Source organism: Janthinobacterium violaceinigrum (assembly GCF_009208555.1).
Lineage (GTDB): Bacteria > Pseudomonadota > Gammaproteobacteria > Burkholderiales > Burkholderiaceae_D > Janthinobacterium > Janthinobacterium violaceinigrum.
In genome coordinates this window covers 75,088-98,694 of record NZ_WFLI01000009.1, presented here as the reverse complement: position 1 = coordinate 98,694, position 23,607 = coordinate 75,088, and the positions used below count along the sequence as shown (strand labels likewise).

Genomic DNA, 23,607 nt, shown 5'->3' with positions numbered 1-23,607 from the left:
TGTTGTAGAAGTTTTGCGGCTGTAGCTCAGCTGGATAGAGTACTTGGCTACGAACCAAGGGGTCGTGGGTTCAATTCCTGCCAGCCGCACCAGTATTGCCAACATCGGGTTTCCCGTGTTGATGAAAGTTTCAAGCTTCGCGCCGTCCGGCGAAGTGTGTCAGAGTTTGCGGCTGTAGCTCAGCTGGATAGAGTACTTGGCTACGAACCAAGGGGTCGTGGGTTCAATTCCTGCCAGCCGCACCAGTATCAGCAGTAAAGAAAAAACCCGGAAAGCTTGCTTTCCGGGTTTTTTTTCGTCCATGGCAACGGCCGCTTGCAGCGCGCCGCCGGCATCGCGGCGCGCTGCAGTCCGCAAATGCCGCGTCAATTCGGATAGGGCTGGCCCGACGATGCCTGGTTGCCCAGGACGATGGTGGTCACCCACAGTCCGCCAGCTGTCACGGGGCCGGTGAACTTGAACAGCGAGGTGCCCGGCTGCGCCGGGTCCGCCACATTCGACGCCAGGGCATTGAGCCCCGAGGTCGTGAACGTGCACGAGGTTTCTTGTCCAACGGCATTTTGCTCCGCGTTCAGCACCGGTATGTCTGTATTGAACAGGTACAGGCCGCAATTATCCATTTTCGATCCGTAGGTGGCAGATTGCGTGTAGTTGAAGGTCACCGCGCCGTCGAGCAGGGTCGCGGCCGCAATGGATGACAGTTTTGCCGGCGTGATGCTGGTGATCGTGGCAAACAGGCTGGCCTGGTTTGCCCGGGCAAACGCTTTCGACAACGGCACGGCATTGATCTGGAACGGGAAGGCGCTGACGGCGCCGTTCGGCGTTTTCAGGGTCCAGACGTAGACTTTTCCAGGCGCCGCTTTCGTCTCGTCGATGCAGGCCGTGCCGGCGCCCAGGCCCGGCGTGCCGGCGGGCAGGCTGGCCAGGTCCTGGCAGCTCTGGATCGCTTCGGCGTTATTGTAGAAAGCGCTGGCAGCGCCATTGCTGTCGGCAATCCGCATGTGGGTGTAGCCCGTGGCTGGCAGGATCAGCTGCAGTTTGCTGCCGGCCGTGCCCGGTGTCTGGAAGTCGCCGAATGTCGTCAGGCCGGGGCCCCGCACGTCGATCTTGTTGATGGCCGGATTCTCCTGCAGCACGGTGTCGAGCTCGACGTGCGCGGCCCATTCGCGCGCAAAGCTGGCTGTACCCGCACCATCGAGGCTGCGCTGGATGCGCGCATTCATGTGCATGTCCAGGTGGCCGCTGCCGGCCAGTTTCCAGCCGCCGGCGCAGCCGCTGGTGTCGCTCGTCTTGACCAGCTTCCAGTTGAGCATGCCCGCATCCGTTCCGATGCGCAGCTGCACCCATGCGCTGCTCGGCTTGCCTGCGGTGAAGGCGATGGCCGTCGCCCCGGCGCCCAGGCGATTGCCGATGAAGTCCGCCACGCGCGTCGTCGAAGTGCTGGTCGACGAGGTCAGCGCGGCAATTTCGTCGGTGCTCAACGGTTGCATGTTGACGCTCGCCAGGCCCAGTGCTTCGATCGTCAGCCCCGCATGGGCGGCCTGGTCCGTGCTGGTCAGGGCCGACACGATTTCCGCCTTGCCCACCGCCGTACCCATGTTGAACGTGCCATCGACGAACGGCGACACGGCGGCCGCCGACGGCACGACAAAGCCCGTCTTCGGATACAGCGCGCTGAGCGAAGCCATGCAGGCGCGGATTTCCGGCAAGACGCTGGCCGCGGCGTTCGCCTTGGCCAGGTCGGCATCCGATGGCGGCGTCGCGGCGGGTATCGTCGACGCGCCGCCGGCGGCGGCAGGCAAGGTCACGCTGCCCAGCGTGCTGTTGGTGGCAATCAGGGTGACCGTCGCCATGGCGCCTTGCGCTTCCGCGGGGGCGACGAGGATCTGGTCCAGCACGGCATCCATGCCCGTGCCGTTGGCAACAAAGGCGCCCGTCAGCGGATTCGTATTGCTGGTGTTAATCGGTTTGATCATGGCGACGACTGCGGCGATGGCCGCATCGAGCCGTTGCTGGGTCGCGGCACTGGCCAGCGCCGCCGTGCAGGCGGCCGGCACGGTATTGGCAACGGGTGCGCAGACACTGGCCAGGGCAGTGCCGCCGGGCTGGCCCGACGCTGCGGAGACGATCAGGTCCGTCAGCGGCGTGATATTGACGGTTTGCCCCGCTGCGGTGGCGATGGAATTCATGGTCACCTGCTTGCCGCCGGCCGTGCCGGTGATGCTCAGGAGAAAGGGCGCCGTCATGCCGCCCACGTCGAGCGTATAGGCGCCGCCGGCGCCGGTGCTGACGGCGACAGATATTTTGCCCTTGCTGTCGATGGCGATCACGCTGCCCGAGACGGGCGCGCCGACGGCGGCTGTGCCGCTGAGCGTCGTGGCCGGCGGCGGTGCGACGGGCACGACGGGGGGAATGGGTGCAACGGGCGCAACCGGGTCGGCGGAGCTGCTGCTGCCGCCGCAGGCGGCAAGCATGAGGGTAGCGGCGCAGGCGGCCGCCAGAGGCAATAATTGGCGCATATTCATTTTCATGACATCCCCTTAGTATTTTTTTTAAAATTACTGCTAGTAAACATTCTCAAAGTTTTCCAACAATTGCAATTTATTTTTCTTGAATGCATTAATAATGATGAAGAAGTAATGTGCGTGTCGGTTTTGCGCCGCAGTTGAAAAATAAACATGATTAAATAGATAACTGTGCTGGATGCGCGTGCCGCCGCAAAACAGGGGTGGACGTCAATTGTGAAATATCGCCGCTACGCCCTTTGCCATTCTGCAAAGCCCTGCTATAATCTTGTCTTAGGCGGCTGTAGCTCAGCTGGATAGAGTACTTGGCTACGAACCAAGGGGTCGTGGGTTCAATTCCTGCCAGCCGCACCAGAATATTGGGGGTCAGATTGTAAAATCTGATCCCCTTTTTCGTTTCCGAATGGTTTTACGACGCGCGTTTGGCGCCGCGCCGGTATTGCAGGCGAAACGCGCGCGGCGTGACTTGCTTGGCGGCGCGGAACTGGCGGTTGAAATGCGCGAGGTTGCGGTAGCCCGCCTCTTGCGCGATGGCTGCAATGGCCAGGTCGCTTTCGATCAGCTGTTGGCAGGCGCGGCCGATGCGCAGCCGCGCCAGGTACTCGCCCGGCGTGCAATGCGCGTGGCGCTTGAAGCCGCGGTGAAAGGCGCCCAGCGACAGGGCCGCCCGCTGCGCCAGCGTTTCCAGTGCAATTTCTTCCCGGAAATGCGCGTGCATGAAGTCAAACACGCTGGCCATGCGCCTTTGCTGCCCGTCGGGCAGCGCCGCCTGCGCGGTCGAGGCCAGCGGCCGCGCGTCCCCATCCGCCGCCAGGTCCAGCAGCACGTCGAGCAGCAGCGGCAAGCGCTGCGGCACGGGCAGCGCATGCAGCAGCAGCAGCCTGGCCGCGCTGCGCGCGCTCGTGTCCGCTGAAAAATGCAGGGCCGGGCCGGCGCGGGCCGCCAGTTGCCGCAAGCTGTGCAATTCCGGAAAACAGGTCGCCAATTGCTCCACCCACTCCAGGGAAAACCACACGACGACGGCCAGCATGGGTTGCGTACTGTCGATGCGCTCGCTGGCCGACCACGTGTGCGGCAAATTCGGCCCCAGCAGCACCAGGTCGCCCGGTTCGAAATCGCCCAGGTGGTCGCCGATGTAGCGTTGTCCCCGGGCATTGACGGTCAAGGTCAGTTCGAACTGCGGGTGGTAATGCCAGATGAAGGGAATGGTGTCGAGTTCGCGCCACAGCAAGCCCCAGGAGTGGCCCGTCGGTATCGTGACTTGTTCGAATAAAGGCGTCATTGTGACGTTTGAAGCGTTGCAGTAGTCAGGATAGTACCAGTATTGGTTGCTGCGCACGCATTTTCTCCCGAGCTTCCATCGCACAATCTGTCTCACACCAATACAGGAGACAGCGATGCAAAACCAGGTTCAGCACGTCAACCCGCAATACGGCGTAGACCGTCCCGGCAACCCGTCCGTGGCTTACACGGAACAGACGCAGTTGCGCGACATCCGGAAACAGCTGCCGCTGCGCGTGCTGTCCGACAGCGATTTCCTGCACTGGCAAACCTACGGTTACGTGATCGTCAAGGATGCCGTGCCGCCAGAACAGGTGCAGCGCACGACGGATTTCCTGTGGGAATTCCAGGGACTCGACCAGCACGATGCGTCCACCTGGAACCGGGACCAGTTGCGCGACCACGCGATGAAAGAGCTCAACGGTTCAGGCATGGTCGAGGCGTACCACAACCAGACCCTGTGGGATAACCGCCAGACCCAGCGCGTCTACGACGCCTTTGTCGACATCTGGGACCGCCAGGATTTGTGGGTGACCATCGACCGCGCCAACCTGAATACGCCCAACAATGGCAAGCGCAAGTTCGGCGGCTTCATCCACTGGGATGCCGATACCACGCTGGACCCGCTGCCCGTCAACGTGCAGGGCGTGCTGGCCCTGTCCGACACTTCGCCCGACAGCGGCGGTTTCCAGTGCTATCCGGAACTGTTCAACAATTTGCTGGCGTGGCGCAAGACCGTGCCCCTGGACCGCAACCCGTGGCAGCCGGACCTGGCGACGGTGCCGTATCCGATGGAATTTATCGCCATGAAGAAAGGGGAGTTGTTGATCTTTAACAGCCTGCTGGCGCATGGCATCCGCCCGAACACGTCGGCGGACCAGGTGCGCCTGGCGCAGTACATTTCCTTCACGCCAGCGCAGGAAGACAACCAAACCTTGCGCGACTGGCGCGTGCAAAGCTGGCGCGAGCGCAGCGCGCCGCAAGGCTATGCGTTTCCCGGCGACCCCGAGGAAAAGGAAAAGCTGCGCTATCCGCAGGCGCAGTTGAGCGAACTGGGCGAGAAAATCCTCGGCGCGCGCGACTGGTAAGTGTGGCGCCAGGTCCGGCGGCATTGCCCGCCGGATAGACAATTGCGGGCAAATGCACGATCATGGTTCGACTTGCCATCGACCGAGGAAACGCATGAGTATCATCACCTGCATCGAAGACTTGCGCGTGCTGGCCCAGAAACGGGTGCCGCGCATGTTTTACGACTACGCCGATTCCGGCTCCTGGACGGAATCGACGTACCGGGCCAACAGCAGCGATTTTGCCAGGATCAAGTTCCGCCAGCGCGTGGCCGTCAACCTGGAAAACCGCAGCCTGGCCTCGACCATGGTGGGCCAGCACGTCTCGATGCCGGTGGCCCTGTCGCCCACGGGCTTGACGGGCATGCAGCATGCGGATGGCGAAATCCTCGCGGCCCAGGCCGCCGAGCGCTTCGGCGTGCCGTTCACCTTGTCGACCATGAGCATCTGCTCGATCGAGGACGTGGCGGCCAACACGACAAAGCCGTTCTGGTTCCAGCTGTACGTGATGAAGGACCGCGAATTCATCAACCACCTGATCGACCGCGCCAAGGCGGCCAAGTGCGGCGCGCTGGTATTGACGCTGGACTTGCAGGTGCTGGGCCAGCGCCACAAGGACTTGCGCAACGGCCTGTCGGCGCCGCCGAAGCTCACCATTGCCAACATTATTAACATGGCCACCAAGCCGCGCTGGGTGGCGGGCATGCTGGGCACGAAACGGCGCGGTTTCGGCAACATCGTCGGCCACGCCACGTCCGTGTCCGACATGTCGTCACTGTCGGCCTGGACGCAGCAGCAGTTCGACCTGAGCCTGTCGTGGGCCGACGTGGAATGGATCAAGCAGCGCTGGGGCGGCAAGCTGATCATCAAGGGCATCATGGACCCGGAAGACGCGCGCCTGGCAGTAAGCAGCGGCGCCGACGCGCTGATCGTCTCGAACCACGGCGGACGCCAGCTCGATGGCGCGCAATCGTCGATCGCCGCCTTGCCCGCCATCGTCGACGCCGTGGGCAGCCAGATCGAAGTGCACATGGACGGCGGCATCCGCTCGGGCCAGGACGTGATCAAGGCCGTGGCCCTGGGCGCCAAGGGCGTGTACATCGGCCGTCCGTTTTTGTACGGCCTGGGCGCCATGGGCGGGCCGGGCGTCACCAAGTGCTTGGACATCATCCGCAACGAGCTGGACCTGACGATGGCGTTTTGCGGCTTGCGCGACTTGCAGCAGGTGGACAAGAAAATCCTGCTGCCGGGAACGTTTTAAGCCGTTACGCGCACGATGTGAAACCCTTCCGATGCGTCGGGCGGCACGAAGTGGCGCGTGATTTCATCAAATTGCGCGTCGCTGGTGGAGAACGGGTGCAGTCCGCTTTCATTGCGAAGGCGCAAGCGGGCCTTGCATGTATCGTCCGGCACGTCCAGGTAATGGAGCACGTGCGGCGTGCTGGCCTGCTGGAACAAGTCGCGCATCCAGGCGCGGCTGGCCGGCGTATTCGCGGGGAAATCGAGGACGACGGACACGCCCGCCTGCAGCATCTGCAGGGCCAGAGGCGCGATGGCCGCGCGCAGCCGCGCCGCGCATGCCACATAGTCGGCCAGGCTGGCGATCTGGCCCGGATACAGCTGCGCCAGCAAGCTGTCTTCGCTGATGCGCACCGTATGCGGCGCGCTGGCCAGCCGGGCGCTCAAGGTGGATTTGCCCGAGGCGATCTTGCCGCACACGAGGTGCAGGGTGGGGGCGGAAGGGACGGCAGGACGGGACGTGGTTTGCATGGGCGCTCGCTAAGTAGGAAAATCAAGCCTGCGAGACGTTTTGACCAGTGACTGCAAATCAAAGCCGCCTCTCAGGCGGCTTTGGCAACGACACTCCTGCTAAGCCACCATCGTTGAAATGGCGGCAATAATGGAGGGCAGGGGGTTGTAGGTCGGTTGCATGATGCAACGATGCCATGCGATGGGTCGCGCTGTCAAGCGGGGCCGATGCGCGTCCATGGCTCGCTGAACGCCTCCCCGTCGAGCGGGTGCGCATGCGGGTCGTCTTGCCGGAACAGGCCGCCGATCGGCATGTCCTGGATGGCATGCGTGAAGCCGCCGTACGGCGAGGCGCTGCCCCACTGGCGCCGCGTGTGGGCGAAGATGACGGCGTCTTGCTGCGCGGCCAGTTGCGCCAGGGATTGTCGCACGGTGGCGGCCGCAGCGGGACCCAGGTCCGTGGCGATGGCGCACACCAGGCGCTGGCCGAACTGCAAGGGCTTGCCGGCCAGTCCCAGCAGCGATTCGTTGACCAGGGCGAGGAACAAATCGGGCGCCTGGCCGTCCTTTTCGCAGATGGTCCAGGCGGGTGCCCATGCTTCCAGGCTCATGAAGCGTGCCTCCGTCGTCGCCGGCCCATGCGTCCACTTCGCATGCGATTTCTCGTCCCAGCCCAGGCGGCCAAAGGAAACCGGCTTGCCCTTGGGCGTGTATTGCAGGCTGCGCACGCCAGCCTTGCCCCGCGTTCCCGCCTGGGCCACGATGCCATCGAGGCTGGCGGCGAACGGCGTCCATTGCGCCGATTCCCACAGCGGCGCGGCATCGGGCGCGGCCAGCAGCAGGAAGACTTCGTAATCACGTGAAAAAAACGCCATGCTACTCCTTCAATAAATCAAAAAAAACTTGCCACCTCATGGGGGTGGCGTGAGCTCGCCATGCCTGTTGCGCTATGCGGCCGCATCGGACAGCGTGATGGCGGCGCGCTGGCTGGGGCGCAGCAGGTAGACGCCGTACAGGCACAGGGGCAGCACGGCCAGCAGCGCGACATAGGGCAGGATCGAGGCGCCGTCTTCGGCCGGGTGCGGCAAGGTGGCCGTCACGAGCGCGTAATCCCACAGCCCATGCACGAACACCATGGGCCATACCGAGCGCGTGCGCAGGCGGATGGCTGCATAGCCGACGCCCTGCAAGGTGGCGGCGATCGCTTGCCACAGGGCGCCGCTGACGTCGCCTGTGGCCAGGCCGTTGGCCGTGTGAGCCAGGCCGAACAGCGCCGACGACATCAAGACGGCTGGCCAGACGGCGTAGCGGTCCAGCATGCCTTGCAGCAAAATGGCGCGGAACATCAGTTCTTCCGAGATGGCCACCAGCGCCGCATTGCAGGCGACGATCAGCAGCACGCGCGGCTGGGGCCAGCCGCCGGCCCAGGCCAGCAACAGCATCAGCAAGGCATACAGCAGGGGCGGCCAGACCAGCCACAGCGTTTTCAGCGGCGGCGCGCACAGGCCCGCCGCGCGGCGCCGGCTTGACGCCAGCAGCAGCGCCAGCGCGAACACGGCGGCCAGCGCCCACGACAGGCCGATGCCGCCGGTCACCGTTGTCCCCAGGGGCGCGCGGCCGACCGATTCCAGCCAGCGCCCGCCCACGGTCAGGCCCAGCCAGACGGCCAGCGCGGCAATGGCGAGCGGCATGCTGAGGTGGATTTTTTTAGGGATGGACATGGCTGGCCTCATGTTGCCGGCGCGTCGCTGCTGACGCGATTGCGGCCGCTGTTTTTCGACTGGTACAGCAAGGCGTCGGCCTGGCGTATCAGCGCGCTGCTGTCGGTGTGGTGGTCCTGCTCCGGATGGAGCGTGGCGGCGCCCAGGCTGACGGTGACGACGCCGCTGGCGCTGGCCGCGTGGGGGATCTGCAACGCTTCCACGGCCGCCCGGATGGCTTCGGCAACGTCCAGCGCACCCGCGGCGCCGGTGCCGGGCATGATCACGGCAAACTCTTCGCCGCCGTAGCGGGCCGCCAGGTCTTCGCTCCGGCCGACGCTGTGCGCCACGGCGCCCGCAACGGCTTGCAGGCAAGCGTCGCCCGCCACATGGCCATACTGGTCGTTAAATTTTTTAAAGAAATCCACGTCGAGCATGATCAGCGACACCCCGTTCCCGCTGCGCTGGGCGCGCTTCAATTCCTGGGCCAGCGTTTCATCGAAACAACGGCGGTTGGCCAGCCCCGTCAAGCCGTCCTGCGAGGCCCGCGCTGCCAGGTCCGCATTGGCGCGCTGCAATTGCGTTGTGGCCAGGCGCAGGCTGGCCTCGATACGGTCGCGCAGCGCAATCTGGCGCATCAGCTTGCGGAACAGGTAGATCAGCGCCGCCCCTGCCGCCAGCGACGCCAGCACGATTTGAATGCTCAGCCTTTGCCATTCGGCGAAGATATCTTCCCGGGACAAGCCCGCCGCCACGATGAGGGGAAAGCGCTCCAGGTGGCGATAGCTGTACAGCCGCTCGATTTCATCCACTTTCGCCGTCATCATCGCCGTGCCGACAGGCCCTTTTTCGCGGTAGGCGCGCAGGAGTGCGCCCGACGAGATATCCATGCCGATGACGTCGGCCTGGAAGGGCCGCCGGTAGATCAGCGTGCCGTCATCGAGGGCAAAGAAGGCCGTGCCCGTATTGCCGAGATTGAGCGTGGCATACACGCGCTCGAAGGAATCGAGGCCCAGGGTGATCAGCACCACGCCGGCAAACGAGCCGTCCGCCGCTTCGACCCGGCGCGACACGGGCAAGACCCATTGCCCGCTCGATTTGCTGCGCACGGGGGCACTGATGTGGCTGCTTAACTGCGCATGCGTCTTGTGATAGATAAAGTAATTGCGGTCGGCATTGTTGCCGTCCTGTTGGACGCCGGACGAGGCGGCAAGCCACTCCCCCTGGCGGTCAAAGATGTAGACGCCGTTAATTTCCACGATATTCCGCGACAGCTGCTGCAGATGCGATTGCAGGCGCTCGCCCGTCGCGTCACTATTGCCTTCGCGCCGGATCTGTTCGACGATATCTTCCAGCATGACATCGGCAATTTCCAGTTCCATGTACGCTTGCGTGGCCAGGGTGCGCGCCATGTGTTCCGTCGTCGCCCTGGCTTCGCGCAGGCGCACTTCGCGCGAAGACCAGACGATCCAGATGGTCATGCCCAGCAGCATGGCGCACATGCAAAAGAAGGCGATGCCGGCCCAGGCGATCAGCGGCCGCTTGTGGCTGCCCGCGGCCTCGGGCTGCGCGGGGAGGGCACCGGTGTCCCGTGCATTGTGATTGGCGGCGTCCTTTACTGCATCCATAAGCGCATCGTGAAGTTGCATCAATGATATGTGGAAAATATTGCCATACTACATTAAAAGCACGCGCACAAAGTTGCCACATCGTTATAGTTGCATGGAATAATAGGCGTCGATCATTTGAATCCAGATTGGAGTTGCATGGCCTACACGAAAATCCTCACCACTGAACGCCTGATCCTGCGCAAACCGCAGGCATCGGATGAAGCGGACTTGTTCGCCATGCATTCCGACCCTGAAGTGATGCGCTATTTCAGCGAACCGCCGTGGCAAGACCCCAGCCTCGCCGCAGGCAAGCTTGCCGAGGATATCGCCGCCTTCGAAAGGGAAGACTATTTCCGCTTCGCCGTCACGCTGAAGGCGACGGGCGAATACATCGGCAGCTGCAGCCTGTTTTCCGAGCACCGCCAGAACCGCCGCGCCGAAATCGGCTATGCGCTGGCGCGCCCGCACTGGGGCAAGGGCTATATGCAGGAAGCGCTGACGGCGCTGCTGGAATACGCATTCGTCGAGCGCGACCTGAACCGCCTGGAAGCCGATATCGACCCGCTCAATACGGGATCGGCCAGCGCGCTGGAGCGCCAGGGTTTTAACAAGGAAGGTTTCTTGCCTGAACGGTGGATCGTCGGCGGCCACGTCAGCGATACGGCTCTGTACGGCTTGCTGCGGCGCGAGTGGGAAGCGCGGCGCCTGCTGGTGGAATAAACATGCGAGAGCACAGGACTGCGCGCTGGTCGTCCCCTGCGATCGTGGCGCTGGCCATCATTGCGACGATCAGCGTGTATGTGCTGGCCGCTTACCTGTCGCGCTTTTTCCCCTCAGAGCAGGAGATGTGCACCGCTACGTGCGCGCAGGAGAACCAGGTCGGCTATCTGGAGTATCTCCATAGCACGCAGCAAACGGCGGGAATGAGAGATAAGGGGCCGACACAATGCAAGTGCCGCTGAGGCGCAGACAGGATCCGGAGTCATGAGTAAGACGATGCAAGAAATCGAAGCCTTCCAGCAAGCGTTGGGCCACACCTTGCCAGCGTACTATTTGGCTTTTCTCAAGGACTGGCACGAAGACATGCGCGGCGAACAGGTATTGCTGTACGGCGCAGAGAGCTTGCGGGAGCGTAACGAAACCTATGACACGCAGCAAGCTTGCCCCGGCTACGTGACCATCGGCGACGACAGCGGCGGGCGCGCCGTCATGCTGGCCCTCGATGGCGGCGACCGCGCCGTGTATCTGGTGGGCCACGGCTCCATGCAGCGCGACGATTTCGAGCGGGTCGCCGATGATTTTCACGCCTGGCTGGCCGATGGCTGTCCAGTCGGCTGACGCGGGGGCAACGCGATGAAAACCGCCGATCTGCCTGTTTCCACCCACCCCCTGGTGACCGTGCGCCACTTGCAGCGCGACGATGCGCGCGCCTGGTATGCGTACCTGGCCGACCCCGCCGTCGTGGAGCATACGAGCTGGGACTTGCGTGGCATCGTCGACCTGCTGCCCAATTTTGATGCGTATGCATCGGCCGAGCCTGCGTCGCCCATGCGCCTTGCCGTGGTGCTGCGCGATGGCGGCCAGCTGGTGGGCACCATCGGCTTCAATGCGATTTCCCCGCAGCACCGCACGGCGGAGATCGCGTACGACCTGGCGCCCGCCGTGTGGGGGCAGGGCGTGGCCACGTCCCTTGTGAACGCTGTTGTGGACTGGGGCTTGCAGCGCCTCGGCTTCGTGCGCATCCAGGCGGCCGTGCTCGACAGCAATGAACGTTCGATCCGCGTGCTCGAACGCTGCGCTTTCGCGCGGGAAGGCTATTTGCGCTGCTACCGCCAGATTCGGGGTAAGTCCGGAAACTTCTGGCTGTATGCGCGCATTGCCGGCAATCCATGAGCAAGCCTCCCTTGAGCATCTTGCTGGTGGAAGACCACCTGGCCATCGCGCGCCAGGTGCTCGACTTCCTCGATGGCTTGCGCTGGCAGACCGACCATGCGGGCACGGGCGCGCTGGCGGTGCAATTGGCCACGCGCAACCGCTATGACGTCGTGCTGCTGGACCTGAATCTGCCCGACATCGACGGCTTGCACGTGTGCCGCGCCATCAAGGCCGGTGCGCCCAGCAATGTACCGATTTTGATGCTGACGGCGCGCGACGCGTATGAAGACAAGGCGCGGGGCTTTCGCGATGGCGCCGACGATTACCTGACCAAGCCGTTCGACTTGCGCGAACTGGCCTTGCGCTGCGAAGCGCTGGCGCGCCGGCACCAGCTGCACGTGCACGAGGAAATGCGCGTGGGGCCATTCACCCTGCAGACGCGCGCAGGGCGCGCCCTGCTCGGCGATGCGGCACTGCCGCTGACGCGGACGGGTTTCAAGATCTTGCTGCTGCTGTGCCGAGAATACCCGCATGCCGTGTCGCGCTCGGCCTTGCTGCAGCAGCTGTGGGGCAGCCAGCCGCCCGACAGCGATGCGCTCAAATCGCACGTGTATGCGCTGCGCAAGCAGCTGGAGCTGGTTGGCGGGGCTGGCGCGGCGGGCTTGCTGGTGACCATACCGCAGCTGGGCTACCGCCTGGCCTTCGATGCGGCTGAGCATGGCTAAGTCGATCCGGCAGCGCCTGTTTGCCGCGCTGGCCGGCTTCACCGTCCTGCTGTGCCTGTGCTACACGGGCCTGGCGCTGGTGATTGCCTACGTGACGGAAGACATGCTGGTGCAGCGCCTGCTGGAGCGGGAAGCGGCGGCCGTCAGCCAGCGCATGCGCGAGCACGGTGAGCTTACGCCTTCGGGCAGCGACCTCATCACGGTTTATGGTGCTTACCTTGACTTGCCTCAAGCGGTGCGCCAGCACGTGCCGCCATCGGCGCCCCGCGCCGAAGTGTTTACCACGACGGGCCAGCATTATCACGTGCTGGCGCTGGACCTCGTTGCCGCGGGCCAGCCGCAGCGCGCGTATCTGCTGGCCGACGTGGCGCCCGTGCTGGTGGTGTCGCGCCTGGCGCAGGAAGTGGGTGGTGTCGTCGCCGGCGTGGCGCTGGCGCTGGTCGGCCTGGCTCTGCTGCTCGCATACTGGCTGGCGCGGCGCCTCGTGCTGCCCTTGCAGCGCCTGGCCCGGGAAGCGCGCGCGCTGGCGCCCGGCAGCGCCGTCCATTTCAGCGAGCGCGACCGCCCCGACGAGATCGGTTTCCTGGCGCGCCGTCTGGAAAGCACATTTTCCGAGCTGCAAACGGCCTTGCAGCGCGAACACGCATTCGCGCGCGACGTCAGCCACGAGCTGCGCACGCCCCTGACCCTCATGCACCTGGCGCTGGCGGACGCGCATCCGCTGACTGCGCAAGGGCAGGTGCAGCTGCGGCAAGGCGTGGACGAGATGCGCGCCACCATCGAAGTGCTGTTTGCCCTGGCGCGGGCCGAGCAGCTGCCCGGCGAGCTAGTGGAGTTGCGCGGCTGCATCGAGCAATGCCTGCTGCGCCTGCTCGAAGACACGCCCTGGGATGCCAGCCTGCTGGCGCTGGACTTGCCCGAGCGGCTGGACGTGCTGGGCAACGGGCAGCTGATGATGTTGCTCATCAATAATTGCCTGGCGAATGCGCTGTTTCATGGCGGTCCTGATTGCCGCATCGATATTGCGTATGCGCAAGGCCAGCTGAGCATCGTCAATACGGTGCAGGCGGGGCAGCCACGGCGCATTCACGGTTTCGCGCATGGCCAGGACCTGTTGCTGCGCCTGGCGCAAGCGATGGGCTGGCACATTGTCTTCCACCCGGGCGCGGCGCAGTACCGCGTCGTCATCGTGCCCGTCCCGGGGCCATAAAAGAGCGCAATTTCACCGCGATTTCACCTGCCCCTGCTTATGCTGGCGGCTCTTTTACTGTGAAGGGATGCCCATGAAAACCGCCATCAGCCTGTTGCTCCTGTGCTGCCTGTCCACGCCCGTGCTGGCCCAGGTGCAATCGCTGCAGCACAAGGACGACAAGCGCCGCTACATCGTCTACACGCCGGCCGCTTATGAAAGCCAGCCGCGGCGAGCGTTTCCCGTCGTCTTCAATTTCCATGGCGGCGGCATGAGCATGGGGGAACAGATGCTGTACACGCAGATGAACGGGGCGGCCGAGCGGCACCAGTTCATTGTCGTGTATCCGCAAGGTATCAAGCAGGACTGGAACGTGGGCTTCGGCATGGATTACCTGGCGGGCACGGACGATGTCGGTTTTACGCAAGCGATGTTGAGTAAACTCAAACAGGATTACCGCATCGACGACAAGCGCATCTATGCGACGGGCCTGTCGCGCGGCGGCTTCTTTGCCCTGCGCCTGGCGGCCGAGCTGCCCCGGCAGTTCGCGGCCGTCGCTTCGGTGGGCGCGCCCATGCCGGAACCCGTGGTGCAGCACCACACGCACACGGGCAAGGTGGGCGTTCTGCTGATACAGGGGACGGCCGACAAGGTGGTGCTGTTCGAGGGCAAGGCTGCCAGCTATCTGTCGGCGGACGCCACGTTCGATTACTGGCGTAGGCACAACGGCATCGGCGGCGCCGCGCCGCAGCCCCGCCTGATTCCGGGCCCTGCCGGCGACGCCACGCAAGTGAGCTGGCTGGAGCAGGGGAGTGGTGCCGGCGGCGCCAGCGTGGCCTTGCTCACGGTCCAGGACGGCGGCCACACATGGCCCGGAGCCGATGCCTTCAATATCGGCCTGCCCATCGGCAAGACCACGCGGGCCATCGATGCCAATGAGGTGATCTGGGAATTTTTCAGCAGGCACCGGCGCTAAGGCTAGGGAGGAGGCGGGAGGCTGTGGCACACTCTGCTCATCTTGACTCTTGCACCAGGAAATGATGAACAACCATCCCGTCACCATCTTTTGCCGTTCGCTGGCGCAGCTCTCCGCCATGCTCGACAAGACCGGCACGGCGCCGCAGATGCTGGCGGCACGCTTGCATCCGGATATGCTGCCGTTCGCCCAGCAAGTGCGCGCGGCCGTGAGTTTTTCGCTGCGCGGCTGCTGTCCGCTGGCGGGGCTGGCAGTGGCCGATTTCAGCGCGGCCGCCAGCTTGCAGGAACAGATCGCTCAGACCATGCGCTATCTCAAGGACATTCCCCCGGAGCGTTTTGACGGACCGCCAGACCGCCTCTGCAGCGACCGCGCCGGCTTCGTCGACCTGGCCTTGCCCGCCGGCGAGTATTTGAACCTGTACATCCTGCCGAATTTCTATTTTCATTTCGGCATGGCGTATGCGATCGCGCGCAGCGCCGGCGCAGCCATCGGCAAGGGCGATTTCGATGGCTATCATGCATATGCGCCGGGGTTCAGCTTTGAAGGTCCCGCTGCGCCGTAGTCGCTACAGTCCCGCTTCCTTCCACGACGCCAGACCCAGCCGCTTCAGCAGCCGGCCCGATAATCCGCAGCTCCAGCAGCTGATCTGGATCTGCCGGCGGCCTGCCGGTTCCGCTGCATGCCAGGCGCGCTGCGCGTAATCGAGCAGCGCCTCGCTGAGCGGGGAGGCGTCCGCCACGGACGGCAGACGGCTCATCAGTTCAAACACGCCGTGGGTGGACTCCCTGATCTGCAGCAAACCGGCCAGCAGGGTGCGCAGCACGGCGCCGTCGATGCCGGTGCTCGCCTGCGTGTAGCGTTGCTGCCAGCTCAGGCTGCGCTGCGGCCACAGGGCCAGCAGCGGCGGCACGTCGGCCGGCTGCAGTTCCCCGATCAGCTCGTCCGCTTCGAGGAACAGGTCGAGGCGGTCGTATTCGTCGCCGTCCAGGCCCAGCAGTGCATCGAGCTCGTTCAAGACGCTCATGCCACCACGTTCGTGGGCGCGCCCCGTTCAAACGCTTCCACGTTGGCGGTCAGGATGTCGGCCAGCTTCTGCATGGCCTCGCCGCTGGCCCAGGCCGTATGGGGCGTGAGGATGAAGTTGGGCAGGCGCAAATTTAGAAGCGGGTTGTCGGGCGGCGGCGGTTCCTTGGACAGCACGTCGAAGCCGGCGCCGGCGATGACGCCGCGTGTCAGGGCGTCGGCCAGCGCCGCCTCGTCGACGAGGCCGCCCCGCGCCGTGTTGATCAATAGCGACGTGGGCTGCATGCGCGCCAGTTCCTTTGCTCCGATGATGTTGCGCGTCTTGTCCGTCAGGGGCAGGTGCAGGCTCAGCACGTCGGAACTGGCCAGCAGGTCGTCGAAGCCCACTTCCTTCACGCCATTCTCATTGATGGGCGAACGGTTGTGTACGATCACCTGCATGCCGAAGGCGCGTCCCAGCTGGGCCACGGCCTTGCCCAGCGCGCCATAGCCGAGCAATCCCAGGCGGCTGCCCGCCAGGTCGCGGATGGGGTGGCCGAACAGGCAGAAACGCTCCGAGGCTTGCCACAGTCCCGCTTCCACATCGGCGCGGTAGGCAACGAGCTGGCGGCGCAGGGCCAGCATCAGGGCCAGGGTATGTTCGGGCACGGTGGCGCGCGCATAGTCGCGGATATTGGCCACCACGATGCCCCGCTCGCGGCAGGCGGCCAGGTCCAGGATATCCGTGCCCGTGGCGGCCACGGCGATCATTTGCAGGTCCGGCAATTGTGCCAGCTCGGCTGCGCGCAGCGGCACCTTGTTTGTGATGGCGATGGTGGCGCCTTGCAGGCGTTCCACCGTCTGTGCGCTGCCCCGGGTGTGCGCATGCTCTTCCCAGCGGTGCGCGAAGGCGGGCGGGCGCACGGTGGCGATCAGGCTGTCGCGGTCGAGGAAGACGATGCGGTGGGACGATGTGCTTGCTGCGGTCATGGCTGGGCCTCGGTCTGGGTGGCGCGCGCGCCGGGAAGGCTGCTTTTGCCCTTCAGTTGCGTGGCCGGGTGGTTGGTAAACATGTCGGCAACCCATTCGACAAACACGCGCACCTTGGCGGACAGGTGGCGGTTGGGCGGATAGATCACGTGGATGGGCAGCGGGTCGGATTCCCAATCGCCCAGCAATTCCACCATTTTGCCCTGTTCCATCAGCGGCGCAAGCATGAAATGCGTCATTTGCACGATGCCCAGGCCCGCCAGTCCGGCGGCCGCGTAGGCGTTCGAGTCGTTCAGGGCGATATGGCTGGGCATGGACATCTGGATGCGTTCGCCGGCGCGCGTGAAATCCCAGTCGAAGGTCTTGCCCGTCTTGGCGGAGAAGAAATTCACTCCCCGGTGCTGCGCCAGGTCGTTCGGATGCAGCGGCGTGCCGTACCGCGCCAGGTAGCCGGGCGCGGCGCAGGTGATGAAATGCAGCACGCCGACGCGGCGCGCGATCAGGTTCAGGTCGCCCAGCTCCCCGCCGCGCACGGCGCAATCGACGCCTTCCTCGATCAGGTCGACGGGGCGGTCGCTGCAGCCCAGTTCCAGCGAGATGTCGGGATAGCGGGCGAAGAAGTCGGGCAGGGCGGGGATGATCAGTTCGCTGGCCAGGGCCGTGGGCGCGTCCACGCGCAGCCGCCCGCTGGGGCTCAGGCGCGTGCGCGACAGCGATTCCTCCGCCTCGCGCACGTCCGACAGGATGCGCACGCAGCGTTCGTAATACGCGGCGCCGTCGGACGTGATGCTGACGTGGCGCGTGGTGCGGTTGAGCAACTTAACCGACAGGCTCGTTTCCAGCGACTGGATCAGGGTCGAGACGGTGGCTTTCGGTAGCTGCATGTTTTCCGCCGCGCGCGTAAAGCCGCCCGCATCGACGACTTGGATGAAAACTTCCATGGCTTGCAGCTTGTTCACTTGATTCCCTATCACTTTTTGCGCGATTATTCAGGATTCTGAACAATCAATTCGCCATTGCACTCTTTATCAGATTGTAGATCAAGTCTATAGTTGTTGTACTGCAGCATAAATGTGATTGCCGCAGGAAGTTCATAGGAGAAAAATCATGGGTCATCGGAATGGAATCTTTGCAGTGCTCGCTCTCGCTATGAGCTCGCTCGCTCTGGCCGCGATGGTATCGACGGATGCATACTCGATGGCGGCGCAAAGCGAAGCCAGCGGTTATAGCGCCCTGACCCATGAAGTGGGCGGCGTCGCCCTGTTGTGCCTGAACGACACCATGCTCGATGCTGCGGTGCAGCCCGTGGTGGCGCAATGAGTTTTGCCGAGACCGCTGCCGAGCTGGCCCCTGGCCAGGCGCTGAAGATACGCGACATCCAGGTGCAGGGTGCGCAGGATGCGCTGGGCGCGCGTGTCTACACGGCCGGCGTGCCGGGCGCCAAGCAGCCGAACCTGATGGTCTTCTTCCATGGCGGCGGCTTTGTCGACGGCGACCTGGACGATGCGGACGACTTCCTGCGCTGCCTCGTGCTGAGCAACCCCGACCACGTGGTGCTGGCCGCGAACTATACCTTGGCCCGTGTGCGGCCATTCCCCGCCGCCGTGGAAGACGCGCATGCCGTGCTGCTGTGGGCAAAGAAGAACAAGGCCAAGCTGGGCTGGACGGGCAAGCAGATGGTGGTGTCGGGCATCGAGGCGGGCGCCAACCTGGCCGCCGTATGCGCGATGATGTCGCGCGACCGGGGCGGACCGCCCCTCGCGGGCCAGGTACTGATCATGCCGATGCTCGATCCCGGCCTGTCGACGTGCTCGATGCGCACCTTGCCGACCTGTCCTGACCTGGCGGAGGTGGCCGACCAGTGCGCCGCCGCCTACCGCGGCTACCTGCCGAATGCCGCTGACCGTACCCACCCGTACGCGTCGCCATTGCAGTCGAGCCGCCTGAAGAACCTGCCGCCAGCCTTGATCTTGTCCAGCGAAGATGATCCATTGCGCGACGAGGCTGAACAATACGGCAGCAAATTGATCGCCTGCGGCATCAAGACGACCGTGCGGCGCATGGCCGCCGCGCCGCTGCAAGACGCCACCGCCCGCAATGAGTGCGCGTGCAAGGTACAGGTATTGAGCGAAATTAGCAGTTTCGTCGCCGGACTGGGGCAGGAGCCCGAGTCATGACGCTGCCATCCGCGGCACCGCAAAAAAACTTACACTAATCAGTTTACTTTTTGAGTTTTGGTTGCTACACTACGCAGTGTAGTTCCCTTCCTGCCTGAGTTGTGCGTTCGCACAGCCAGCTTCGTCGTCCCCGTCCGCTTTTAAGCAGCTGGCGGCCTGTTTACCTTTGATCGAGCGCCGTCGGGCGCCATGGCACCACCATTCACTTTTTAAGCTGGGTTGCTTCCTGCCGCCCATACCATTAGAAATTTTCATAAAACAGGGAAATAAAATGAAAAACGTTCAACAATTTTCCACTCTGCTGAAGCCCCTGGCTGCCTCGCTGGCGCTGGCAGGACTGGTGGCAGTGAGCCTGGCCGGCTGCGATTCGGCCAACAGCAAGGTGCCCGACGCGCCAGCGGCCGGCGGCCCGCCCATCTCGGCCGCCGCCGTGGTGGAAAAACAGATCACGGAAACGCAGGAATTCTCGGGCCGTCTGGAAGCGATCGAGCGCGTGGAAATCCGCTCGAGAGTCGGCGGCTTCATCACGGCCGTCAACTTCAAGCCGGGCAGCGAAGTCAAAAAAGGCGACGTGCTGTTCGTCATCGATCCGCGTCCATTCCAGGCCGAAGTGTCGCGCGCCGAAGGTACGGCCGCCTCGGCCCGCGCCAAGGCGGAACTGGCCAAGCTGGAACTGTCGCGCGCTGAAAAGCTGCTGGCCGAAAAAGCCATCGCCCAGCGCGAATTCGATGAAAAAGCGTCAGGCCTGAAAGAGCTGGACGCGAACGCCCGCTCGGCGCAAGCCGCATATGAAGCGGCCAAGCTGAACCTGTCGTACACGCAGGTGCAGGCACCGATCAGCGGCCGCGTCAGCAAGGCGGAAATCACCGTCGGCAACCTGATCGACGCTTCCGCCATCCTCACTTCCGTGGTGTCGACGGACCGCATCTACGCCAGCTTCGACGGCGATGAAGATACGTATCTGCGCGTGGCCGGCACGGCGCAAAAGGGCACGCCCGTCACCGTCAAGGTGGGCCTGGCCAACGAAACGGGCTTCCCGCATGAAGGCAAGCTGGAATTCGTCGACAACCAGCTCGATCCGGCCACGGGCAGCGTGCGCATGCGCGCCACCTTCGCCAACGCCGAGCGCCAGCTGGTGCCGGGCCTGTTCGCGCGCATCCAGCTCGACGGCGGCAACGGCCCGCAGGCGCAAAGCACGGCGCTGCTGATCAGCGACCGCGCCGTCGGCACGGACCAGAGCCGCAAATACGTGTACGTGGTGGGCGCCGACAACAAGGCCGAATACCGCGCCGTCAAGCTGGGCCCGAATTCGGACGGCTTGCGCGTGGTGCGCGAAGGCCTCAAGGCTGGCGAGAAGATCGTCGTCAACGGCTTGCAGCGCGTGCGTCCCGGCGCGCCCGTGACGCCGCAGATGGTGGCCATGGACTTCGACCCGACCGCACCTGTCGCCCCAGCGAAACCTGAAGCAAAAGACGCCAAGATCGCCGCGAAAGCAGCATCGACTTCCAAGGAATAAACATGAATTTTTCCCGCTTTTTCATCGACAAGCCGATTTTCGCGGCGGTGCTGTCGATTGTCATATTCGTGGCCGGGCTGCTGTCGATTTTCGGCCTGCCCATCTCCGAATATCCCGACGTCGTGCCGCCGTCCGTGGTGGTGCGCGCGCAATACCCGGGCGCCAACCCGAAAGTGATCGCCGAAACCGTGGCCGCGCCGCTCGAAGAGCAGATCAACGGCGTCGAGAACATGCTCTACATGTCCTCGCAAAACACGTCCGATGGCGCGATGATGCTGACCGTGACCTTCAAGATCGGCACCAACGTCGAGCAGGCCGAGACGCAGGTGCAGAACCGCGTGCAGCGCGCCTTGCCGCGCCTGCCCGAGGAAGTGCGCCAGATCGGCGTGACGACCGTCAAGTCCTCGCCCAACCTGACCATGGTGGTGCACCTGGTTTCGCCGAACAAGCGCTATGACGACATGTACCTGCGTAACTACGCGGTGCTGAACGTCAAGGACCAACTGGCACGCCTGCCCGGCATGGGCGACATCCAGATCTTCGGCGCCGGCGACTATGCCATGCGCATCTGGCTGGACCCGCAGAAAGTGGCGGCGCGCGGCATGACGGCCAATGACGTCGTCGACGCCATCCGCGAGCAGAACGTGCAGGTAGCTGCCGGCGTGATCGGCGCTTCGCCGGCGAAGAACTCGGACTTCCAGCTGACCGTCAATACCCAGGGCCGTCTGCAGACGCCCGAGGAATTCGGCGCCATCATCGTGCGCACGAATGCCGACGGCGCCGTCACGCACCTCAAGGACGTGGCGCGCGTGGAAATGGGCGCCAACAGCTACTCGCTGCGTTCGCTGCTGAACAATAATCCGGCCGTTGGCATGGGTATTTTCGAAGCCCCGAATGCCAACGCGCTGCAGCTGTCGTCCGACGTGCGCGCCAAGATGGATGAACTGAAAAAAGACTTCCCGCAAGGCGTGGAATACCGCATCGAGTACGACCCCACGCAGTTCGTGCGCTCGTCCATCGAAGCGGTGATCCATACGCTGCTGGAGGCCATCGCCCTGGTGGTGCTGGTGGTGATCATCTTCCTGCAAACCTGGCGCGCATCGATCATTCCGCTCCTGGCCGTTCCCGTGTCGATTGTCGGCACCTTTGCCGTGATGCTGGGCTTTGGCTTCTCGATCAACACCCTGTCGCTGTTCGGCCTCGTGCTGGCCATCGGTATCGTCGTCGATGACGCCATCGTGGTGGTGGAAAACGTCGAGCGCAACATCGAGGAAGGCTTGTCGCCGCGCGACGCCACCATCCAGGCCATGAAAGAGGTCAGCGGTCCTATCGTCGCCATCGCCCTGGTGCTGTGCGCCGTGTTCGTGCCGATCGCCTTCGTGCCGGGCTTGTCCGGCGAGTTCTACCGCCAGTTCGCGCTGACGATCGCCATTTCGACCGTGATCTCCGCTTTCAGCTCGCTGACCCTGGCGCCGGCCCTGTCGGCCGCGCTGCTGAAACCGCACGATGCGCCGAAAGACGCGCTGACGCGCGGCATGGACATGGTCTTCGGCCGCTTCTTCGCCTGGTTCAACCGTTTCTTCGGCCGCGCTTCGCACCGCTATGAAGCTGGCGTGAAGGGGGTATTGGGCCGCAAGAGCGCGTCGCTGGGCGTGTATGCGCTGCTGGTCGTTGCCGCCATCTTCACCTTCAAGTCCGTGCCGGCCGGCTTCGTGCCAGCGCAGGACAAGCAATACCTGGTGGGCTTTGCGCAATTGCCCGACGCCGCTTCGCTGGACCGCACGGAAGATGTCGTGCGCCGCATGTCCGACGTCATCAAGTCGGTGCCTGGCGTCGAATCGACGATCGCCTTCCCCGGCCTGTCGATCAACGACTTCACCAATGCGCCGAACGCCGGCATCGTGTTCGCCACCCTGAAACCGTTCGACGAACGCACCACCAAGGAGCTGTCCGGCGGCGCCATCGCGGCCGAGATCAACAAGCGCCTGGGCGGCATCCAGGACGCCTTCATCATGGTCTTCCCGCCACCGCCCGTCAACGGCCTCGGTACCATCGGCGGCTTCAAGATGATGATCGAAGACCGCGGCAACCTCGGTTACGACGCGCTGTACAACGCCACCCAGGCGCTGGCCGCCAAGGCTTACCAGACGCCGGAACTGGCGGGCGTGTTCTCGGGCTACCAGATCAACGTGCCGCAGCTGTTTGCCGACGTCGACCGCGTGAAAGCCAAGCAGATGGGCGTGCAGCTGCAAACGATCTACCAGACCTTGCAGATCAACCTCGGTTCGCTGTACGTGAATGACTTCAACCAGTTTGGCCGCACCTACCAGGTGCGCGTGCAGGCCGATGCCGCGTTCCGTTCGCATGCGCAGGATATCGCGCAGCTGAAGGTACGCAATGACAAGGGCGAGATGATCCCACTGTCGTCGCTGATGCGCGTCAAGGACAGCTATGGTCCGGACCGCGTGCAGCGCTACAACGCCTACGCCGCAGCCGACTTCAATGGCGGCGCCGCACCTGGCGTCTCGAGTGGCCAGGCGCAGGTTGCGCTGGAACGCATCGCCAAGGAAGTGCTGCCGCAGGGGATTTCGTATGAATGGACGGAGCTGACCTACCAGGACATCTTGTCCGGCAATACGATGATCTATGTCTTCCCGCTGTGCGTGCTGCTGGTGTTCCTGGTGCTGGCCGCCCAGTACGAAAGCTGGACCCTGCCGCTGGCCGTGATCCTGATCGTGCCGATGTCCATCCTGTGCGCCTTGCTGGGCGTCAAATTGACCGGTGGCGACAACAACGTGTTCACGCAGATCGCGCTGTTCGTGCTGGTGGGGCTGGCGTCGAAGAATGCGATCCTGATCGTGGAATTTGCCCGCGAACTGGAAGAGCATGGACGCACCGTCGTGCAAGCGGCGCTGGAAGCGTGCCGTCTGCGTCTGCGTCCGATCCTGATGACGTCGATCGCCTTCATCATGGGCGTGGTGCCCCTGGTGTTCTCGCACGGCGCCGGTTCGGAAATGCGCCATGCGATGGGTGTGGCGGTGTTCGCCGGCATGCTGGGCGTGACCTTCTTCGGCCTGTTCCTGACGCCCGTGTTCTATGTATTGCTGCGCACCCTGGCGCAGCGTTTTGAGAAAAAACCAGCCGATGCTGCCGCCAAGCCTGCCGCCGCGCCAGCATTGAACCTGGAAGGAGATATATATTGAAAACCAACGCAACTACGCG

22 protein-coding genes and 3 tRNA genes are annotated in these 23,607 nt (G+C 64.0%); 16 read left to right on the top strand and 9 right to left on the bottom strand.

Translation table 11 applies throughout. The annotated features are described in order from the left end of the window. The first annotated feature begins 15 nt into the window (after window positions 1-15). Together GCN75_RS10195 and GCN75_RS10190 are read left to right on the top strand one after the other, a co-directional pair. Window positions 16-92: transfer RNA gene (locus GCN75_RS10195), tRNA-Arg, on the top strand. 76 nt (window positions 93-168) lie between these two features. Beyond that, a tRNA-Arg gene (locus tag GCN75_RS10190) sits at window positions 169-245 on the top strand. Window positions 246-365: 120 nt separating this feature from the next. Here GCN75_RS10190 and GCN75_RS10185 read toward each other — a convergent pair. Beyond that, window positions 366-2,519, bottom strand: a complete 2,154-nt coding sequence (locus GCN75_RS10185; RefSeq protein ID WP_152282419.1) for a hypothetical protein — start codon at window positions 2,517-2,519, stop codon at window positions 366-368. Between the two features lie 283 nt (window positions 2,520-2,802). Here GCN75_RS10185 and GCN75_RS10180 point away from each other — a divergent pair. Next, window positions 2,803-2,879 (top strand) — tRNA-Arg (locus GCN75_RS10180). Between the two features lie 55 nt (window positions 2,880-2,934). Here the strand turns inward: GCN75_RS10180 and GCN75_RS10175 are convergent. Then, window positions 2,935-3,807 carry a helix-turn-helix domain-containing protein gene (locus tag GCN75_RS10175; RefSeq protein WP_152282418.1) on the bottom strand — a complete coding sequence of 291 codons (873 nt, stop codon included), beginning with the start codon at window positions 3,805-3,807 and terminating at the stop codon, window positions 2,935-2,937. Window positions 3,808-3,922: 115 nt separating this feature from the next. Here GCN75_RS10175 and GCN75_RS10170 point away from each other — a divergent pair, with 115 nt between their 5' ends. Continuing rightward, window positions 3,923-4,894 carry a phytanoyl-CoA dioxygenase family protein gene (locus GCN75_RS10170; RefSeq protein WP_152282417.1) on the top strand — a complete coding sequence of 324 codons (972 nt, stop codon included), beginning with the start codon at window positions 3,923-3,925 and terminating at the stop codon, window positions 4,892-4,894. Window positions 4,895-4,988: 94 nt separating this feature from the next. Then, on the top strand, window positions 4,989-6,134 hold the full coding sequence (locus GCN75_RS10165; RefSeq protein WP_152282416.1) for an alpha-hydroxy acid oxidase: 1,146 nt from the start codon (window positions 4,989-4,991) through the stop codon (window positions 6,132-6,134). Here GCN75_RS10165 and GCN75_RS10160 read toward each other — a convergent pair. The 4 genes from GCN75_RS10160 to GCN75_RS10145 all read right to left on the bottom strand — a co-directional run bounded on the left by GCN75_RS10160 (window position 6,131) and on the right by GCN75_RS10145 (window position 9,950). Beyond that, complete coding sequence (locus GCN75_RS10160) at window positions 6,131-6,643, bottom strand: AAA family ATPase (protein ID WP_152282415.1); 513 nt, start codon at window positions 6,641-6,643, stop codon at window positions 6,131-6,133. The genes GCN75_RS10165 and GCN75_RS10160 overlap by 4 nt on opposite strands. 194 nt (window positions 6,644-6,837) lie before the next feature. After that, window positions 6,838-7,497: a hypothetical protein gene (locus tag GCN75_RS10155; RefSeq protein WP_152282414.1), complete on the bottom strand. Its 660-nt coding sequence runs from the start codon at window positions 7,495-7,497 to the stop codon at window positions 6,838-6,840. Window positions 7,498-7,569: 72 nt separating this feature from the next. Next, window positions 7,570-8,343, bottom strand: coding sequence for a CPBP family intramembrane glutamic endopeptidase (locus GCN75_RS10150; RefSeq protein ID WP_193317444.1), 774 nt, complete (start codon window positions 8,341-8,343; stop codon window positions 7,570-7,572). Window positions 8,344-8,351: 8 nt separating this feature from the next. After that, window positions 8,352-9,950 carry a sensor domain-containing diguanylate cyclase gene (locus tag GCN75_RS10145; protein ID WP_193317443.1) on the bottom strand — a complete coding sequence of 533 codons (1,599 nt, stop codon included), beginning with the start codon at window positions 9,948-9,950 and terminating at the stop codon, window positions 8,352-8,354. Window positions 9,951-10,088: 138 nt separating this feature from the next. On the opposite strand from GCN75_RS10145, the gene GCN75_RS10140 reads away from it, so the two are divergent. The 7 genes from GCN75_RS10140 (at window position 10,089) to GCN75_RS10110 (ending at window position 15,262) form a co-directional block, all read left to right on the top strand. Next, window positions 10,089-10,652, top strand: coding sequence for a GNAT family N-acetyltransferase (locus GCN75_RS10140; RefSeq protein WP_152282411.1), 564 nt, complete (start codon window positions 10,089-10,091; stop codon window positions 10,650-10,652). A gap of 264 nt (window positions 10,653-10,916) precedes the next feature. After that, entirely contained in the window at window positions 10,917-11,270 is a 354-nt protein-coding gene (locus tag GCN75_RS10135; RefSeq protein WP_152282410.1) for an SMI1/KNR4 family protein, read from the top strand. 15 nt (window positions 11,271-11,285) lie between these two features. After that, window positions 11,286-11,825 carry a GNAT family N-acetyltransferase gene (locus GCN75_RS10130; RefSeq protein WP_152282409.1) on the top strand — a complete coding sequence of 180 codons (540 nt, stop codon included), beginning with the start codon at window positions 11,286-11,288 and terminating at the stop codon, window positions 11,823-11,825. Next, complete coding sequence (locus GCN75_RS10125; RefSeq protein WP_152282408.1) at window positions 11,822-12,532, top strand: response regulator transcription factor; 711 nt, start codon at window positions 11,822-11,824, stop codon at window positions 12,530-12,532. Before GCN75_RS10130 ends, GCN75_RS10125 begins: the two co-directional genes overlap by 4 nt. Beyond that, window positions 12,525-13,742, top strand: a complete 1,218-nt coding sequence (locus GCN75_RS10120) for a sensor histidine kinase (RefSeq protein WP_152282407.1) — start codon at window positions 12,525-12,527, stop codon at window positions 13,740-13,742. Before GCN75_RS10125 ends, GCN75_RS10120 begins: the two co-directional genes overlap by 8 nt. A 73-nt stretch (window positions 13,743-13,815) precedes the next feature. Next, window positions 13,816-14,697 (top strand): alpha/beta hydrolase family esterase, encoded by an 882-nt coding sequence (locus GCN75_RS10115; RefSeq protein WP_152282406.1) that lies wholly within the window; start codon window positions 13,816-13,818, stop codon window positions 14,695-14,697. A 64-nt stretch (window positions 14,698-14,761) separates the two neighbouring features. After that, window positions 14,762-15,262, top strand: coding sequence for a DUF1993 domain-containing protein (locus GCN75_RS10110; RefSeq protein ID WP_152282405.1), 501 nt, complete (start codon window positions 14,762-14,764; stop codon window positions 15,260-15,262). A gap of 3 nt (window positions 15,263-15,265) precedes the next feature. Here GCN75_RS10110 and GCN75_RS10105 read toward each other — a convergent pair whose 3' ends face one another. Genes GCN75_RS10105 through GCN75_RS10095 form a run of 3 tightly spaced genes read right to left on the bottom strand, consistent with a single transcriptional unit; the run spans window position 15,266 to window position 17,651 of the window. Next, a complete protein-coding gene (locus GCN75_RS10105; protein ID WP_152282404.1) occupies window positions 15,266-15,724 on the bottom strand; it encodes a hypothetical protein in 459 nt (152 codons plus the stop codon). Then, window positions 15,721-16,692: a D-2-hydroxyacid dehydrogenase gene (locus tag GCN75_RS10100; protein WP_152282403.1), complete on the bottom strand. Its 972-nt coding sequence runs from the start codon at window positions 16,690-16,692 to the stop codon at window positions 15,721-15,723. The genes GCN75_RS10105 and GCN75_RS10100 overlap by 4 nt, the downstream gene beginning before the upstream one ends. Beyond that, complete coding sequence (locus GCN75_RS10095) at window positions 16,689-17,651, bottom strand: LysR family transcriptional regulator (protein ID WP_152257402.1); 963 nt, start codon at window positions 17,649-17,651, stop codon at window positions 16,689-16,691. Before GCN75_RS10095 ends, GCN75_RS10100 begins: the two co-directional genes overlap by 4 nt. Window positions 17,652-17,841: 190 nt before the next feature. Here GCN75_RS10095 and GCN75_RS29160 point away from each other — a divergent pair, with 190 nt between their 5' ends. The 4 genes from GCN75_RS29160 to GCN75_RS10080 all read left to right on the top strand — a co-directional run bounded on the left by GCN75_RS29160 (window position 17,842) and on the right by GCN75_RS10080 (window position 23,588). Next, on the top strand, window positions 17,842-18,012 hold the full coding sequence (locus tag GCN75_RS29160) for a hypothetical protein (protein ID WP_193317442.1): 171 nt from the start codon (window positions 17,842-17,844) through the stop codon (window positions 18,010-18,012). Further along, complete coding sequence (locus GCN75_RS10090) at window positions 18,009-18,869, top strand: alpha/beta hydrolase (protein ID WP_152282402.1); 861 nt, start codon at window positions 18,009-18,011, stop codon at window positions 18,867-18,869. Before GCN75_RS29160 ends, GCN75_RS10090 begins: the two co-directional genes overlap by 4 nt. A 271-nt stretch (window positions 18,870-19,140) precedes the next feature. Beyond that, window positions 19,141-20,385: an efflux RND transporter periplasmic adaptor subunit gene (locus GCN75_RS10085; RefSeq protein WP_152282401.1), complete on the top strand. Its 1,245-nt coding sequence runs from the start codon at window positions 19,141-19,143 to the stop codon at window positions 20,383-20,385. Window positions 20,386-20,387: 2 nt separating this feature from the next. Continuing rightward, window positions 20,388-23,588, top strand: coding sequence for an efflux RND transporter permease subunit (locus tag GCN75_RS10080; protein WP_152282400.1), 3,201 nt, complete (start codon window positions 20,388-20,390; stop codon window positions 23,586-23,588). Window positions 23,589-23,607: the final 19 nt, after the last annotated feature.